Genomic DNA, 15,123 nt, shown 5'->3' on the forward strand with positions numbered 1-15,123 from the left:
GCTGCCTACGGCAATCAGTAGAATATGCATGGATTATCCCCAATTCAGAAATCTTGCTGCCAACGTGGCAGCGATCATCGCTGCGATCGTCACTCGACTGCCAAAATCGCGCACGGCAAATACTAACGGATCGTCATCCATCTCACCACGCGAAGTTTTTATCCACAAGCGAGAAAGCCAATAAGTAATGCCAACTGCCACCAACCATAACCCGTTCGGCGTCGCATATCTGGCTTGAGTCTCATTGGCGCAAATGAATAGTCCGAATACGACTACCGAACTTAGAGCCGAACCGACTCCCAACGGCCACAAGACCACCAAATCCGAAACCTGATAATCCCGACCATTGGTGCGTGACCGGCCTTGCTGTTCGAGTATTAACAACTCAGAGCAACGTTTGACCAATGCCAAGCTGAAAAAAATAAAAACGGAAAAGGCCAGCAGCCAGAAGCTTACTAAGACATCGGCCGCAACTGAACCGGCAAAAATGCGCAGGCTATACAGCAGGGATAACACCAGAACATCAATCAAGACATAGGTCTTCAGGCACCAGGTATAGCTGGTTGTGACGATCAGATACACTACCAAGATACTCATAAACGCAAGGGAAACTTTAAAAGCCAGCAACAGCCCCAACGAGAGAAATGCTGCCGCAACCACAAGACCTTGAATCAATGGCAGGCTCCCACAGGCGAACGGTCGCGATTTTTTGCGCGGATGCCGCCGATCGCTTTCCAGATCCCACATATCGTTTCCCATGTAGGTTGCCGAGGCTGCCAGGGAAAACGCAAAAAAACCGCAGAGGGCCATCGCTATCTTTTCATACTCCCGGAATGAAAAAGCCGTCAACAGCGGCACGAACAGTAACAAGTTTTTCAGCCACTGGTGAACCCGCATGGCCCTGATCCACAGATAAAACCGGTTACCGGTTTCAAAAAACTCGCGTTCGACGCTGCAGGTTGCTCGGACTACTCTGGCAACCCGCGCCGGTGAGTTAACCAAAATCGCAGCTTGAGCTTGTTGCCAAATCGGCAAATCCGCCCCGCTGTCGCCAGCGTAGACGAATTCGGGACCAACGCTGCTCTGAATTGCCGCAAGTTTGACACGCCCTTTCAAATTGACCGATCCATCACTCCCAAGAACCATGTCGAAGAAACCCAAATGAGCCGCAACTCGCTCTGCAACGGTTTTATGAGCCGCAGTCGCCAATATAAGATGCCGGCCGGTGTTCTTCGCGGCCTGCAGATACTCCAAAAGATCATCTCGGTAGGGTAAAAGCCGCACATCTAACTCGACAGAGTTGGCAATTCTGGATTTAAAGTAGGCTCGACCTGAGAGCAACCAAAACACCATGAGAATCAAGCACAGCGGCTTCCGCTTGAGAAGCAGAATAATCGATTCAACCAGGGTATCGGTTCGAATCAGTGTCCCATCCAAATCCACTACCAACGGCGCAAGGGCTGAATTAGTCACGTTAGGTTCCTGTTGCAGTTAAATGAGAGCCGGCCTTGAGCATCCCGACGGCTTGCCCGCACATGTTAACATCATCCCCGAGAGCCCCCACCGCCGCTCAATTGAATGATGCGAGCCCGGCCTGTCGACGCGCCTTCTGGAATCAAGGCCGCATAAAATTTCCGATTGAGTCTTCTGACCACCCTGTTACTATCCGGGTTTAAGCTGAGAGGACCTGAAACCTTGCAAAACTACTTGAATGCGAGGCTCGAGGCAGATGACTTAAAACCTAAAGCAAACTCTCCGGAGGCTTTCATGCATGGCTTACGAAAAACAAACATTTGGCTGGCTTTTTATCTCATAGCGGGTGCCAATTCAATACAAGCAGCCGAACTTAATCGAGCCCAAGTCGAGCAACTGCTCGCAAAGGCCGACAAGCAGCACCCGGCCGACCTGCGACGAAAGGATCTGACCGATCTGGACTTGTCCAACCTGGATTTTCGCAACGCCGACTTGTGGGGTGCGGATCTCAGACGTTCGAATTTGAACAAATGTAATCTGCAAGGCCTGACGCTAGACCTGACAGTGATGACCCGCATCCAGCTAAATGGCGCCAATCTGGCCAATACCAGCATTTTCGGAGTCAGTCTGATGCACGCTGACCTCAGCAACGCCGATATGAGCGGTAGCCGGGTCGTGGCGATCATGGACGGCGCCAACCTGAGCAACGCCAATCTCAGCAACGTGCAGTGGGCTGCCGACATGAAAAATCAATCGATGGGTTTGATGCGCGCCAGCTTGAAGGGTGCCAACCTAAGCGGAGCCAATTTACGCAACGCCCAACTCGGCCGAGCCATGTTGAAACATGCCAAATTAATTAAAGCCAATTTGCAAGATGCCGATCTGTATTCCGCCGAAATGGATGGCGCCGATATGACCGGTGCCGACCTAAGCAATGCCAATTTTGCCGAAGCAAAATTGCACGACGCAATTTTTACCGGCGCGATTTTGCAAGGCACCCGCTTCGACGGCGCCAAAAATCTGCCCGACTCCGTCAAATCCGCCCAAACCAAATAACCGAGATCTCCCATGCAAATTCCCAAGCAACTGCTGCAGCGTAAATCGGTCGACGCTTTGACCGATGTCGAGCACGGCCTGAAACAAACTCTGAACGCCAAAGACTTGACCGTTCTCGGCATCGGTGCGGTCATCGGCGCCGGTATCTTCGTGCTGACCGGCATCGCCGCGGCCAAATATGCCGGCCCGGCCATCGTCGTCTCGTTTATTTTGGCAGGTATCGCCTGCGGACTGGCGGCGATGTGTTACAGCGAATTGGCGTCGATGATCCCGGTGTCCGGCAGCGCCTACAGCTACGCCTACGCAACCATGGGCGAACTAATGGCCTGGATCATAGGCTGGGATTTAGTACTGGAATACGCACTGGCCAGCAGCACCGTAGCGATCGGCTGGGCCGGCTACTTGACTAGTTTCCTCGACGCGTTAGGCCTGCATCTACCCACTTATCTAACCACCGCTTATCTCGCCAACCCCGAAACCGGCTTCGTCAACCTGCCCGCCGCCGCAATCATTCTGCTGCTGACCGGCTTATTGGTGCTTGGCATCCGCCAATCGGCGATCTTCAATTTCGTCATGGTACTGATCAAATCGGCGGTGATCGTGGTCTTTATCGTTGCCGGCGCCGGCCATGTCGACACGGCGAATTGGTCTAATTTCGCACCGTTCGGCTTCGGCGGCGTCTTGACCGGAGCCGGCGTGATTTTTTTCGCTTACATTGGTTTCGATGCGGTATCCACCGCGGCCCAGGAAGCGATTAATCCGCAACGCGACGTCCCGATCGGCATCATCGGCTCGTTGGCGGTCTGCACCTTACTCTACATTTTGGTCGCCGGCGTACTGACCGGCATCATTTCCTATACCGAATTGAATGTACCGGCACCGATTGCACTGGCGGTCGATCATGTCGGCATGGGCTGGCTGTCGCCGATCATCAAAATCGCCGCCATCGCCGGCCTGACCTCGGTAATGCTGGTTCTGCTGATGGGCCAAAGCCGGATTTTCTTCTCGATGGCCAAAGACCAACTGCTGCCGCCTCTTTTCGCCCAAGTCCACCCGAAATTTCAAACCCCCCATTTATCGACCATCCTGGTTGGTGTGGCCGTATCCTTGCTGGCCGGATTCATGCCGATCGAAAAACTTGGAGAATTGGTCAGCATAGGCACCTTGTTCGCCTTCGTACTGGTCTGCGGCGGGGTCTGGATCCTACGCAACAGCCACCCGGAAATGGAACGCCATTTCAAATGCCCGGCGGTACCGTATGTGCCGATTGGCGGGATTTTGGTGTGCTTGAGCTTAATGGCGGGCCTGCCAATGGATACCTGGATCAGGTTGTTGGTTTGGCTACTGCTAGGGTTTTTGATTTATTTTGGGTATGGGGTGAAGCATAGCCAATTGCGGGAATAAAGCGGAATCGCCGGCGCTGGGTCAACGCCCTCGCGTTGCGGACGCCGTTGGCCGAGAGAGTCTAACGGCCCGACACCCATAATTTTCTGTGGAGCAAGAACGAATTCTCGCCGAGCCAGTCGCTAAAGGCAGCGAAACAGGCCGCCGATATCTAATATCGCCCGAAGCCTCGAAAACCGGCGGAGAAGCCACGTTCAATAAATTTCCAGGAGTTATTCCCAATGTCTGGCGGCATACTCCTGCCAAACGGCTGTTCGAAAAGGTCGGTTTTTGATCGGTGTCCGGTCTGCCAAGTATGGGGCAGACCAGACGCCTGCTGGAAATGATGGTGACAACCCGGCGCCGAGGAACCGGCAAGGGGGGCCGGCCGTTGGTTACGCGGAATTCATGCAGAAATTAGTAACGAAAATCCGGTAAAAATACCGATTTTGCCTTCCAGTTGTCGCTCCAGCGCTTGTAGGCCTCCCTGGCGGAATGGCCCGCGCCGATCGCCAGCGGGCAAGAGCAAACCCAGATATGTTTGATCAACTTCATCTTCGGTTTAGTCATGAGCAGATACTCCGTGTTATTTGCAATTTGTTCGGGCGGCATTCTGGCCGCACTGTCTTACAAATTGCTTAACGAAACGGAAAAAACGCCGACCTCTGTTCCGCGCCCGCCGGTAGCCGGTTGGCGAGCACACTCGACTGAATCGCTCGCCGCATCGCGGTTTCCGGCAACGGACACGCTTGAGGCGCCGAGTTAAAAGTTCCCCTGGTTAAAAACTGCCTGTAAAATCCGCGGACTTCATTACCGCGATTACCCGGAGCAGCGCAATCATGGGCAGAGCCTATCAAAACCGAAAAGTATCGATGGCCAAAACGGCCGACGCCAAAACCAAGATTTACAGCAAATACGGCCGCGAAATCTACGTGGTCGCCAAGTCCGGGGGCGTCGACCCGGCCGGCAATCTGACCTTGCGCGGTTTGATCGACCGAGCTAAGAAGGACCAAGTACCGTCCCACGTCATCGAGAAGGCGCTGGACAAGGCCAAGGGCGCCGGCGGCGAGGATTTCGCCCCGGCGCGTTACGAAGGCTTCGGTCCCGGCGGCTGCATGGTCATCGTCGACTGCCTAACCGACAACCCGAACCGTACCTTTAACGACGTCCGGCTTTGCTTCACCAAAACCAAAGCCAAGATCGGTACGCCGGGCACGGTCGGCCATATGTTCGACCACTCCGCGATTCTGGCTTTCAAGCACGACGACGAAGACGCTGTTTTGGAAGCCCTACTGAATGCCGACGTCGACATCAGCGACATGGAAAACGACAACGGCAAACTCACCGTTTTCACACCGCATTCGGATTATTTCAAGGCCAAGCAAGCCCTGTTGGACCTGCTGGGAGAGATCGACTTCGAAGCCGACGAGATTCAGTTTTTGCCGAAGGGATCGACACCGATCGGCGGAGACGACGTGGCGATGTTCGAAAAATTTCTGGATATGTTGAACGATCTGGACGACGTGCAAAACGTCTACCACGACGCCGAGTACTAAAGTTCAAGTCTGGCTGCGATCAAGCCAATGCTCGCCCGCCGGCGCCCGGTAGCCGGCGTAGCGATCTAGCAAAACCGCCGGCTCGGCTTCCACCATCAACATCGCCCGCTGCTGCGGCTTGACGAATTGTTCGGCGGCGACATGGTCCAGGAATCGAATTAGCGCATCGTAATAACCGCCGATATTCAGCACGCCGCAGGGTTTGTCGTGAAAGCCGAGCTGAGCCCAGGTCCAGATTTCGAACAGTTCTTCCAGCGTGCCGATACCGCCGGGCAACGCGACAAAGCCGTCGGCCAGTTCGGCCATCCGCATTTTGCGTTCGTGCATCGACGCCGTGACGTGCAGTTCGGTCAACCCGGGATGAGCCACTTCCTTGGTCGCCAGCGCTTGCGGAATCACGCCTACCACCTGGCCGCCGAGCTGTAACACCTGGTCCGCAACAATGCCCATCACGCCGATGCCGGCGCCGCCGTAAACCAAACGCAAATCGCGCTCGACCAGGGCTTCGGCCAGTTGCCGGGCGCCGGCGGCGTAAATTTCGCTACGGCCCGGACTGGAACCGCAGTAAACGCAGATACTGCGAATGACAGCCATTTTTCAAATCCCAAAATTGATTGTCCGCGCAAAAACGGGAGCAATGACCCGGGACACCTGGCCGGGCAGACGACGGTTAGCCACCGTCGTCGGGCTTATCGCTATCGCGGTTTTCCTTGGCCAAGACTTTGGTTGCAAAAAACAAACCGCCGACCAAGGCCAGCACCATCACCACCTCTAGCAACATTCTCATCATAACGGCGACCTCTTGGCTGAAGCTGACGAGACGGCACCCGGGCGGATGCCGCAGCCGAAGTTTTAGACTTCGGCCAAGCCGCTGTCAACCATTGCAGCAACAGGGTTATGCGCCGGCGTTACCCTGTTTCAGGTCCTTTTCCAGTTGTTCGTGCGCTCGCTCCAATTTGGCGAATACCCGCAAAATGTCGGTTGCCGAGAGAATGCCGACCAATTTGTCTTTCTCGACCACCGGCAGCGCGCCGATGCGGTGGTCGGCCATCATCGCCGCCGCGGCCGAAGCGGGGGTGTCGGGCGTCACGGTGTAGACACCGCGGTGCATTATGTGTACGACTTTTTGCGAGACCACATGCAACTGGGTGTTGTCCTTGTTGGCCTCGACGGCGTTGGAATTGCTTTTGGGGCCCAGAGCCTTATACAAATCGCGATCCGAGACGATACCGACCAGCTTACCTTTCTCGACCACCGGCAAATGGCGGATTTTTTCGTAGTGGATCAGGAAAAACACCCGGTCGATCAAGTCGTGGGGTTCTACGGTAAATACCTTGGTGGTCATCAATTCCGAAACTAGCATGTCGTTCTCCGATACGGGTTCAAGCTTATAAAAATTATTGGGTTATGGCTATCAAACCGGCTCCGATATCCCTGGCGCTCGGTTCGGTCTGAGTTTTCGCCGGGCCCCATACTCCAGGGTCACGCCGGCGAAATCTATTTCAAGGCCGAGCGGGTAATGGTCCGAGCATCGGCGACGAAAATCAAGCGCCGTTGCCGACGCCCGGCCGATACAGGGGGCCGAGCGCGTCCAAATGCGTCAGATACAGACGCATATCGAACTCCATCTGCCGATACCCGGGCTGCATATGCTCGCAAAGCTGGTAAAACGCCTTGTTGTGCTGCTTTTCGCGCAAATGGGCCAATTCGTGGACGACGACCGTGTCCAGCACCGGCAACGGCGCGATTTTGAAAACCGATCCGATGCGGATCTCGTTTTTGGATTTCAACCGCCCGCCCTGTACCCGCGAAACCGTGCTGTGTAAGCCCAAAGCCTGATGTTCGATATCGATCTTATCGTCGTACACGATCTTGCCGAGGGGAGCGGATTGTCGCAGGAAGCGGTTTTTCAAATCCATCGCATAGGTATAAAGCGCTTTGTCGGATTTGATGTCGTGGGCCAACGGATATTTTTGCAACAGAATTGCGGTCAGGCGACCGCTATCGAGCAAGCGGCCGACTTGATCCAGCACGTCGGCCGGATAGCCGGCCAGGTATTTCAGCGGCGGCATGCGCTGCAATCCAAAACCGTCAGCCAGCGCACCGGTCAGTCCCATGGAGGCGCGTCGCCGTCGTAAGCGACGAAGTTACTATCGGCCGGCAGGGTGATATTGGTCGGCGACACAGCGACAGTCGGTGCCGAATACGCCTTGACAGCGCCAGGCTCCGCAGGCGTCAGCCATTGGCCGAACGGCTCCGGGTCCTTGCCGGCCGGCACATACCATTTCTTGTTGGCGGCATCCCAACGCGCTCCAAGCGCTTTGGCAGCGTCCTTTTGGGCATAAGGTACGTTCAAGTAGGTTTTAGCGGCCGCTGTCATACTGCACGCGGCGAAGTGAAAGTCTCAATCATGCCGGCATTGTAAATGATTGGCCGCACAAGCCAAACCGCCAATCGTCGGGTTGGCGCAATCCTTTCGCCCGCGACACGAACCGGTTGGTCAAAACCGAACCGCGCCGGTAACAACCGCTCAGTCTTTCTGATTTTTCCGGTTTATGTTGATATTGCTGGCAAAGGTGGTCGTCGCGAACAACAGCGACGAAATGATGAATTCGCCGGACAAGAAACCGACGATTCCGGTGATGAAGGCCAAACCATTCAAAATGTCTTTTTGTACGTTAGTCATGGTCTACTCCAAAAGTTGAACACATGGCTAGACTATAGGGACGACCTGTTTAATTAACAATAGCGCAAAAAACAGACACATTGTTTTTCAATACAAAACAAACGCGCCAATTCCGCCGCATCCCGCTCCAGCGCTGCGGTTCCGTAAGGATTTAGTAAGGCGTTCCGTCTTTACGGGCGAAACGCCAGCGGCCTTCGACCCATGCCGCCTGCAAATCGTCGTCCGGATATTGGACCGAATCGCCGGGACTGCGGTTGCCGATTTCCAGATATTGCACCGGCTGCTCGGTTCGGTTCAGCAGATGGTGGGCATCGCCGCCACCGGCCTTGAATCCGGCGCACATACCCGGTGCCAGCGGCGTTTCGCCGGCATCGGTCACCAGCGTCGGGTGGCCTTGCAGCACATAGATGAATTCGTCTTGGTGCGCATGCGCATGCCGTAACGCCGAACGGGCGCCAGGTTGCAAAGTGGTCAGATTGACGCCGAAACGGCTCAAACCGAACAAGTCGCCGAGCGCGCGCTTTTCCCGGCCCGCCATCTGCGCATCAAAGGGCGCTGGATACGACGAGGCCTGGGTTCTGGGAGCAACGGCCTCGGCGAGAACGGCTATAGAGCTATCGGGGTTCCGCATATTCGTGCTGCTAGCCGGTGGCTGCGATTGGCCTGACCTGCACTGGCTCGACCACGACCGAACTGCCCCATAACGCGGAAACCACCGCGCTGGCGCTGGAGCCCGCCGCGCTGGAAAGGAAACGGGTCCGTGCCGGGTCCGGCCGGGAAGCGGGTGCGCGTTGGTTGCCCAGGCGCCGCGCCAATTCCTTGGCCACGGCGATGGCCGGATCGATGATAGCCCGATCGGGACCGACGATTTCTCTGACCAGCGGCAGCAAAAACGGATAATGGGTACAGCCCAAGACAATGGTATCGGCCCCGGCCGCCAGCAGCGGCGCCAGATAGGCTTCCAGCAAGGCTCGGCTGGCGGGGCTATCCAACTCGGCTTTCTCCACCTGCTCCACCAAGCCGGGGCAGGGCTGTAACAGAATATCGATGTCTTGGCCGTAAGCCGCGCACAACCGCGCCACGTTGGCGCTGGCCAGGGTTTGGCGAGTGGCCAGCACGCCGACCACGCCGGATCGGGTCATCCGCGCGGCGGGCTTTATCGCCGGCTCTATCGCCACCACCGGCAGCGGGCACCAGGCGCGCAGTTTCTCGATCGCCACCACGGTAGCGGTATTGCAGGCGACAACGATGGCCTTGACTCCCTCGTCCAGCAAAAAGCCGGCAATGGCCGCCGCCCGGTCTTCGATAAACCCGGCATCGCGGTCGCCGTAAGGCGCGTAACCGGAATCGGCCACGTACAGCAAATCTTCCGCAGGCAACTCGGCGCGAATCGCCCGCAACACGGACAAACCGCCGACACCGGAATCAAATACGCCGATAGGAGCGTCGGCGGCCGAGATACTCATGACAGAACAAGTTGCAAATTTGAATGGATAATCGCTAAAACAAGTAACTATACCAGCATCGCGGTAGCAACCGCTGCGGCGTCGACACCCCGGACTAACGTACCGCCGCCAGCGTCGCCATATCGATCACGAACCGGTATTTGACGTCGCTTTTCAGCATCCGCTGATAGGCGTCGTTGATGCCGGCCATTGGAATCAGCTCTATGTCGGAGACGATGCCGCGCTCGGCGCAAAAATCCAGCATTTCCTGGGTTTCGCGGATGCCGCCGATCAAGGACCCGGCCAGCACGCGTCGCTGGAATATCAGATTGCCGATATTCGGCGCCGGATGCGGCTTTTCCGGCACGCCGACCAGACACATCACCCCGTCGCGTTTCAGCAACGCCAGGTACGGATCCAGGTCGTGCGATGCCGCCACTGTATTCAATATGAAATCGAAGCGCTTCTGGTAGCCGCGCATCGCGTCCGGATCGCTAGAAACCACCACGTCGTCGGCGCCGAGCCGCCTGGCATCGGCCTCCTTGTCTGGCGAGGTGGTGAACAACACCGCCTCGGCAGAGAACGCCTTGGCGAATTTCAGCCCCATATGCCCCAAACCGCCCAAACCGACGATGCCGACCCGGTGGCCGGCGTCGATCCGCCAGCGCCGTAAAGGCGAATAAGTGGTGATGCCGGCGCAAAGCAACGGCGCGGTTGCCGCCAAATCGAGTGCAGGCGGTACCCGTAACACGAAATCCTGATCCACCACGATCTGATTTGAATAGCCGCCGTATGTCATTTTGCCGGTGTGCGGATCGGGACTGTTGTAGGTAAAAACTGCGTTTTCGCAAAATTGCTCCTGATGATCCAGGCAATCCGGACAGGAGCGGCAGGCATCGACCATGCATCCGACTCCGACCCGATCGCCCGGGCGAAACGCAGAGACCTCGGCGCCAACCTCGGTCACTCTACCGACGATTTCGTGACCCGGCACGATCGGAAAACTGCTGCCGTTCCATTCGTTGCGCGCCTGGTGCAAATCGCTGTGGCAGACGCCGCAGTAAAGAATTTCGATCAATACGTCGCGCGCGCCAGGCGTACGCCGCTCGAACTGGAACGAACGCAGCGGCGTCAGCGAGTTGTAGGCGGCATAACCATAACTTTTCAGCATCTCGGAGTCTCCTGATTCGAATCGGGCAAGCTGGGTAAACAGCGGATTTTTACCACAAATCCCGCTGCGGCAGGGCGGAAGCCTGGCCGGCCCCAACAAACAACGCCGCAACGGCCGACTCCGGTTCGTGCTAACGTAACGGCGATATCCGCACCAAACTCCGGTTACATCCATGTCTCCCGACCAATTCCAACGACAGCTACTGGCCTGGTTCGATAGCCACGGCCGCAAGGATTTGCCCTGGCAACGCGAAATCAGCCCTTACCGAGTCTGGATTTCCGAGATCATGCTGCAGCAGACTCAGGTTGCCAGCGTGATCGGTTATTTCGAGCGCTTCATGGCGCGCTTCCCGTCGGTGCAAAGCCTGGCCGCCGCCGAACTGGACGAGGTGCTGCAATACTGGTCCGGACTGGGCTATTACGCTCGCGCCCGCAACCTACATAAAGCCGCGCAAATCGTCGCGGCCGGCGGCGGCGAATTTCCGCAAACGCTGGCCGGCATGTGCGAATTGCCCGGCATCGGCCGCTCGACCGCCGGCGCCATTCTCAGCATCGCCTGCGGCCAGAGCCAGCCGATTCTGGACGGCAACGTCAAACGGGTACTGGCCCGCTACCACGCCGTGCCGGGCTGGCCGGGGGAAGCCCGCGTCGCGGAGCGGCTGTGGCAAATCGCAACGCAGTACACGCCGTCGCAGCGCACTGCGGCATACACCCAGGCCATAATGGACCTGGGCGCCACGCTGTGCACCCGCAGCAAACCTGTGTGTGCGATCTGCCCGGTCGCCGCCGGCTGCCAAGCCCGACAACAAGGCCTAACCCGCGAATTGCCGCAAGCCAAGCCGCGCAAGACCTTGCCGGTAAAGCAGAGCTATTGGCTATTGCTGCAAGACCCGGCAAAGCGGATCCTGCTGGAAAAGCGACCGCCAACCGGTATTTGGGGCGGCTTGTGGAGCCTGCCGGAATTCGACGACATCGCCGCCGCCGGCGACTGGTGCCGGCAGCATGGCTGGATGGTAAAGGCTCCGCAGGTTTTGTCGGCCGGGCGCCACACTTTTTCGCATTACCACCTGGATTACACACCGTTGCTGGCCGGCTTGGAAAACCCCATAAACAATGTTATGGAAGCAGACCGGGCGGTTTGGTATAAAGCCGCCGACTTTGCATTACTTGGCTTGCCGGCACCGGTCAAGCGCCTGCTGCAACAACATTATCCCGAGGATTATTATGACGAGAATGGTTAAATGCGTGAAACTTGGCATCGAAGCGGAAGGGCTGGATGCGCCGCCGTTTCCCGGCCCGAACGGCCAGCGCATTTTCGAGCACGTCTCGAAACAGGCTTGGAAAGACTGGCTGGCGATGCAGACGATGATCATCAACGAGCGCCGCCTGGCCAGCTTCGACCCAGCCGCGAAAAAGGTATTGGAAGCCGAACGCGAGAAATTTCTGTTCGCCGGCGGCTTCGAAATGCCGGAAGGTTACGTGCCGAAAAAAGATTGAGCCGACCATCGAAACGCCGAGCTTCCGACTCGCAAGCATTTTGCACAGGTTTTGCACAAACAACCCCTGTGCATACATTTGACAAGAAAGACGCAACTGGAACACTGGCGACGGTTACACCAACCGTGCCAGGAGACACCCATGAGCGCAACCGTAGCCCCGCAAGTCCAGTCCATGCGCGCCGCTCTCAGCGACGACAACTGGGTCGGCCGCATCGTCGACGTGTTTTACGCCAAGATGCTCGACGACTACCGCATCAACCGTTTTTTCTTCTCCCGCCCGGCCACGGAACAGGCCTCGGCGCTAAAAGCCTATCTTGCGGCTTATTTCAGTACTTTCAATAACAAGGACGAAAAGGTCATGGCCGCGCTGGACCACTACTTTACGGTGGCCTTCGCTCGCAGCAATACCAAGTCCGGTCCGGCCGGCGGCGCAGATTTCGCTTTCTCGCGGGATATCGCCGGCGGGCAGGAAACTAAAACCATCAAACTGCTATGCCCGGCGCACAGCTTTTTGATCAAGCTCGGCCCGGACGATTTTCATTACGACATCGTGTTGGAGCATCTCAACGCGGCGCTGCAACAACTGAATGTGGCCGACGATCTGGCCTACCAAATGCTGGCGCTGGCCGAAAAAGGCAGAAACGCTTTGTTGGGCCGCGCCAGCAAAAGCAACAGGACCGCCTAGCCGTCGGTAAACCCAACAACGCCGCTCGGCGATGAGGCATTTCAGCGCAGAATGTCGTCGCCCAAGGTTCTGGCGTAGTCTTCCGGGAAGGCGGTCTGAATATGGATTTGTTCGCGGCCGCTACCCGGCAATTTGCAGACCAGGATAAACAACTGCACGATATAGCCGTCGCCCTTATGAGTGGATAGCCAATCGAACGACATTTGGGCGCCTTTGGCTTTGGGGCGAAACACAGTAAATATGTCGAAATCCCGCCCCTTGCGCAGCACCACGCCGCGAATTTCGACTTTCTTGCATTGCGGATCGTTGAGCTTGGCCAACTCGATCTGGCCCGGCACCGAATTCAACACCTCGTGCACGGCCTGAACCAGATGCTTGCGCGAACCGAGCAAAATCGAATCTTTCGCCGGCAACTTGGCACCGCCGCGCGAGAAGAAATCCCGGCGCGCCTCGGTGTGTAACGAGATGGCGTGACCGGGCTTGGCGACAGCCGCCGCCAAGTCTGGCCGCGGCCGACGCTCGCTGTCGCACAATATCCGATTAACTTCGTCCAGACCGTAGGGACGGTTGTAAGCCATCGCTTGACTACTTTCCGAAACCGGCCGGCTCGAACTTTACTTCTTCACATACAAGTCGGTGATCGTGCCTTCGATCATCTCCGCCGCAAAGGCAAAGGTTTCCGACAAGGTCGGATGCGGATGGATGCTGAGGCTGATGTCGGTGGCATCGGCGCCCATTTCCAACGCCAACACCGCTTCGGCCACCAACTCGCCGGCGCCGGGGCCGGTAAAACCGGCACCGAGGATGCGTCCCGTGGCTTTGTCGGTCAGGATTTTGGTCAAGCCTTCGCTACGGCCCAAGGCCAGCGATCGGCCAGATGCGGCCCAAGGGAAGGTGGCTTTCTCGTATTCGACGCCCTGTTGTTGAGCCTGGGTTTCGGTCAAGCCCATCCAGGCCACTTCCGGGTCGGTGTAAGCCACCGACGGAATCGTCAATGCATCGAAACCGGCCTTGTGGCCGGCGATGGTTTCGGCGGCGATTTTGCCTTCGTGAGTGGCTTTGTGGGCCAGCATCGGGTTCCCGACGATGTCGCCGATCGCAAAAATATGGCTGACGTTGGTGCGGCCTTGCTTATCGACCGGAATGAAACCGCGTTCGTCAACCGTAACGCCGGCTTGCTCGGCGGCTATCAATTTGCCGTTCGGCCGGCGGCCGACCGCGACCAACACCGCGTCGAAAGTTTCGCTTTCCGGCGCGCCCTTGCCTTCCATCGTGACTTTAATGCCGGCATCGGTCGGCTCCATGGCCTTGACGCTGGTTTGCAGCCACAAATTGTCGTATTGCTTCTTGATCTTGCGCTGCAGCGGCGTAACCAGATCCTTGTCGCAACCGGGAATGATCTGATCCATCAACTCGACCACGCTGATTTTCGAACCCAATGCATGGTAAACCGTCGCCATTTCCAGGCCGATGATGCCGCCGCCGACGATCAGCAATTTTTCCGGGACGCAGTTCAGATTCAAGGCGTCGGTAGAGTCCCAAACCCGCGGATCGTCGTGCGGGAAGCCGGGAATTTTGGTCGGCTGCGAGCCGGCGGCGATGATGGCATTATCGAAGGTCACAGTCTGGGAGCCGGACTCGTTGCTGACCGTCAGGCTGTTGGCGCCGGCGAATTTGCCCTCGCCGTGAATCACGGTGACCTTGCGTTGTTTGGCCAATTTGGCCAGACCGCCGTTCAGGGTTTCGGTAACGCTCTGCTTCCAGCTTCTGACTTTGTCCAGATCGATTTGCGGCTTACCGAAACTAACGCCGTGCGCGGCCATGTCCTCGGCTTCGTGGATGATTTGCGCGACGTGCAACAACGCTTTGGACGGAATGCAGCCGACGTTCAGACAAACGCCGCCTAATACCGGATGGCGTTCGACCAAGACCACTTGCTTGCCCAGATCGGCGGCGCGAAACGCGGCGGTATACCCGCCCGGGCCGCCGCCCAAAACCAGAACTTCGGCGTGAGTTTGTGTATTGCTCATGAAATGGAACTCCCTGAATGGTGAAATCGGTTACCGCCGCCTTCGGCAAGCTGGCACATAGCGTATGCGACGATTTTACCGGTTACCGCGCAGGATAGAAAATTAATCGGCCCCGGCCAAGAATCCGCTGATTCGGCAGG

At 57.2% G+C, this 15,123-nt stretch carries 18 protein-coding genes; 6 read left to right on the forward strand and 12 right to left on the reverse strand.

Features of this window, described 5'->3' with window-relative positions:
• Positions 1-33: 33 nt before the first annotated feature.
• The gene (locus NP603_RS16565) at positions 34-1,473 is read right to left on the reverse strand and encodes a UbiA family prenyltransferase (RefSeq protein WP_256611999.1); all 1,440 of its coding nucleotides are present in this window, start codon (positions 1,471-1,473) and stop codon (positions 34-36) included.
• A gap of 294 nt (positions 1,474-1,767) precedes the next feature.
• Between NP603_RS16565 and NP603_RS16570 the strand changes: the two genes are divergently transcribed.
• Positions 1,768-2,529: a pentapeptide repeat-containing protein gene (locus NP603_RS16570; RefSeq protein ID WP_256612000.1), complete on the forward strand. Its 762-nt coding sequence runs from the start codon at positions 1,768-1,770 to the stop codon at positions 2,527-2,529.
• A gap of 12 nt (positions 2,530-2,541) precedes the next feature.
• Positions 2,542-3,933, forward strand: a complete 1,392-nt coding sequence (locus NP603_RS16575; protein ID WP_256612001.1) for an amino acid permease — start codon at positions 2,542-2,544, stop codon at positions 3,931-3,933.
• A gap of 396 nt (positions 3,934-4,329) precedes the next feature.
• Here NP603_RS16575 and NP603_RS16580 read toward each other — a convergent pair whose 3' ends face one another.
• Positions 4,330-4,482, reverse strand: a complete 153-nt coding sequence (locus NP603_RS16580; RefSeq protein WP_256612002.1) for a hypothetical protein — start codon at positions 4,480-4,482, stop codon at positions 4,330-4,332.
• Positions 4,483-4,751: 269 nt separating this feature from the next.
• Between NP603_RS16580 and NP603_RS16585 the strand changes: the two genes are divergently transcribed.
• On the forward strand, positions 4,752-5,468 hold the full coding sequence (locus tag NP603_RS16585; protein WP_256612003.1) for a YebC/PmpR family DNA-binding transcriptional regulator: 717 nt from the start codon (positions 4,752-4,754) through the stop codon (positions 5,466-5,468).
• A 3-nt stretch (positions 5,469-5,471) separates the two neighbouring features.
• Here the strand turns inward: NP603_RS16585 and NP603_RS16590 are convergent, their stop codons facing one another.
• The 8 genes from NP603_RS16590 to NP603_RS16625 form a co-directional block, all read right to left on the reverse strand.
• Positions 5,472-6,062, reverse strand: coding sequence for an LOG family protein (locus NP603_RS16590; protein ID WP_256612004.1), 591 nt, complete (start codon positions 6,060-6,062; stop codon positions 5,472-5,474).
• 301 nt (positions 6,063-6,363) lie between these two features.
• Positions 6,364-6,831 (reverse strand): CBS domain-containing protein, encoded by a 468-nt coding sequence (locus NP603_RS16595; protein WP_256612005.1) that lies wholly within the window; start codon positions 6,829-6,831, stop codon positions 6,364-6,366.
• A gap of 181 nt (positions 6,832-7,012) precedes the next feature.
• The gene (locus NP603_RS16600; protein ID WP_256612006.1) at positions 7,013-7,585 is read right to left on the reverse strand and encodes a M48 metallopeptidase family protein; all 573 of its coding nucleotides are present in this window, start codon (positions 7,583-7,585) and stop codon (positions 7,013-7,015) included.
• The gene (locus NP603_RS16605; RefSeq protein ID WP_256612007.1) at positions 7,576-7,848 is read right to left on the reverse strand and encodes a DUF5710 domain-containing protein; all 273 of its coding nucleotides are present in this window, start codon (positions 7,846-7,848) and stop codon (positions 7,576-7,578) included. The genes NP603_RS16600 and NP603_RS16605 overlap by 10 nt, the downstream gene beginning before the upstream one ends.
• 150 nt (positions 7,849-7,998) lie before the next feature.
• Complete coding sequence (locus tag NP603_RS16610) at positions 7,999-8,154, reverse strand: hypothetical protein (protein ID WP_172680373.1); 156 nt, start codon at positions 8,152-8,154, stop codon at positions 7,999-8,001.
• Between the two features lie 151 nt (positions 8,155-8,305).
• Positions 8,306-8,785, reverse strand: a complete 480-nt coding sequence (locus NP603_RS16615; protein WP_256612008.1) for a cupin domain-containing protein — start codon at positions 8,783-8,785, stop codon at positions 8,306-8,308.
• Positions 8,786-8,795: 10 nt separating this feature from the next.
• Positions 8,796-9,620: a glutamate racemase gene (gene murI / locus NP603_RS16620; protein ID WP_256612009.1), complete on the reverse strand. Its 825-nt coding sequence runs from the start codon at positions 9,618-9,620 to the stop codon at positions 8,796-8,798.
• A gap of 94 nt (positions 9,621-9,714) precedes the next feature.
• Positions 9,715-10,770 carry an NAD(P)-dependent alcohol dehydrogenase gene (locus tag NP603_RS16625; RefSeq protein ID WP_256612010.1) on the reverse strand — a complete coding sequence of 352 codons (1,056 nt, stop codon included), beginning with the start codon at positions 10,768-10,770 and terminating at the stop codon, positions 9,715-9,717.
• 172 nt (positions 10,771-10,942) lie between these two features.
• Here NP603_RS16625 and mutY point away from each other — a divergent pair, with 172 nt between their 5' ends.
• From mutY to NP603_RS16640, 3 genes are all read left to right on the forward strand, one after another.
• Positions 10,943-12,010 carry an A/G-specific adenine glycosylase gene (mutY, locus tag NP603_RS16630; protein WP_256612011.1) on the forward strand — a complete coding sequence of 356 codons (1,068 nt, stop codon included), beginning with the start codon at positions 10,943-10,945 and terminating at the stop codon, positions 12,008-12,010.
• Positions 11,994-12,266 carry an oxidative damage protection protein gene (locus NP603_RS16635; RefSeq protein WP_256612012.1) on the forward strand — a complete coding sequence of 91 codons (273 nt, stop codon included), beginning with the start codon at positions 11,994-11,996 and terminating at the stop codon, positions 12,264-12,266. Before mutY ends, NP603_RS16635 begins: the two co-directional genes overlap by 17 nt.
• Before the next feature lie 141 nt (positions 12,267-12,407).
• The gene (locus NP603_RS16640; RefSeq protein WP_256612013.1) at positions 12,408-12,953 is read left to right on the forward strand and encodes a globin family protein; all 546 of its coding nucleotides are present in this window, start codon (positions 12,408-12,410) and stop codon (positions 12,951-12,953) included.
• 41 nt (positions 12,954-12,994) lie between these two features.
• Here the strand turns inward: NP603_RS16640 and NP603_RS16645 are convergent, their stop codons facing one another.
• On the reverse strand, positions 12,995-13,531 hold the full coding sequence (locus NP603_RS16645) for a hypothetical protein (RefSeq protein WP_256612014.1): 537 nt from the start codon (positions 13,529-13,531) through the stop codon (positions 12,995-12,997).
• Positions 13,532-13,567: 36 nt separating this feature from the next.
• Entirely contained in the window at positions 13,568-14,983 is a 1,416-nt protein-coding gene (lpdA, locus tag NP603_RS16650; RefSeq protein WP_256612015.1) for a dihydrolipoyl dehydrogenase, read from the reverse strand.
• Between the last annotated feature and the right edge of the window lie 140 nt (positions 14,984-15,123).

This window comes from Methylomonas aurea (assembly GCF_024505045.1).
In the GTDB taxonomy this organism is placed as follows: Bacteria; Pseudomonadota; Gammaproteobacteria; order Methylococcales; family Methylomonadaceae; genus Methylomonas; species Methylomonas aurea.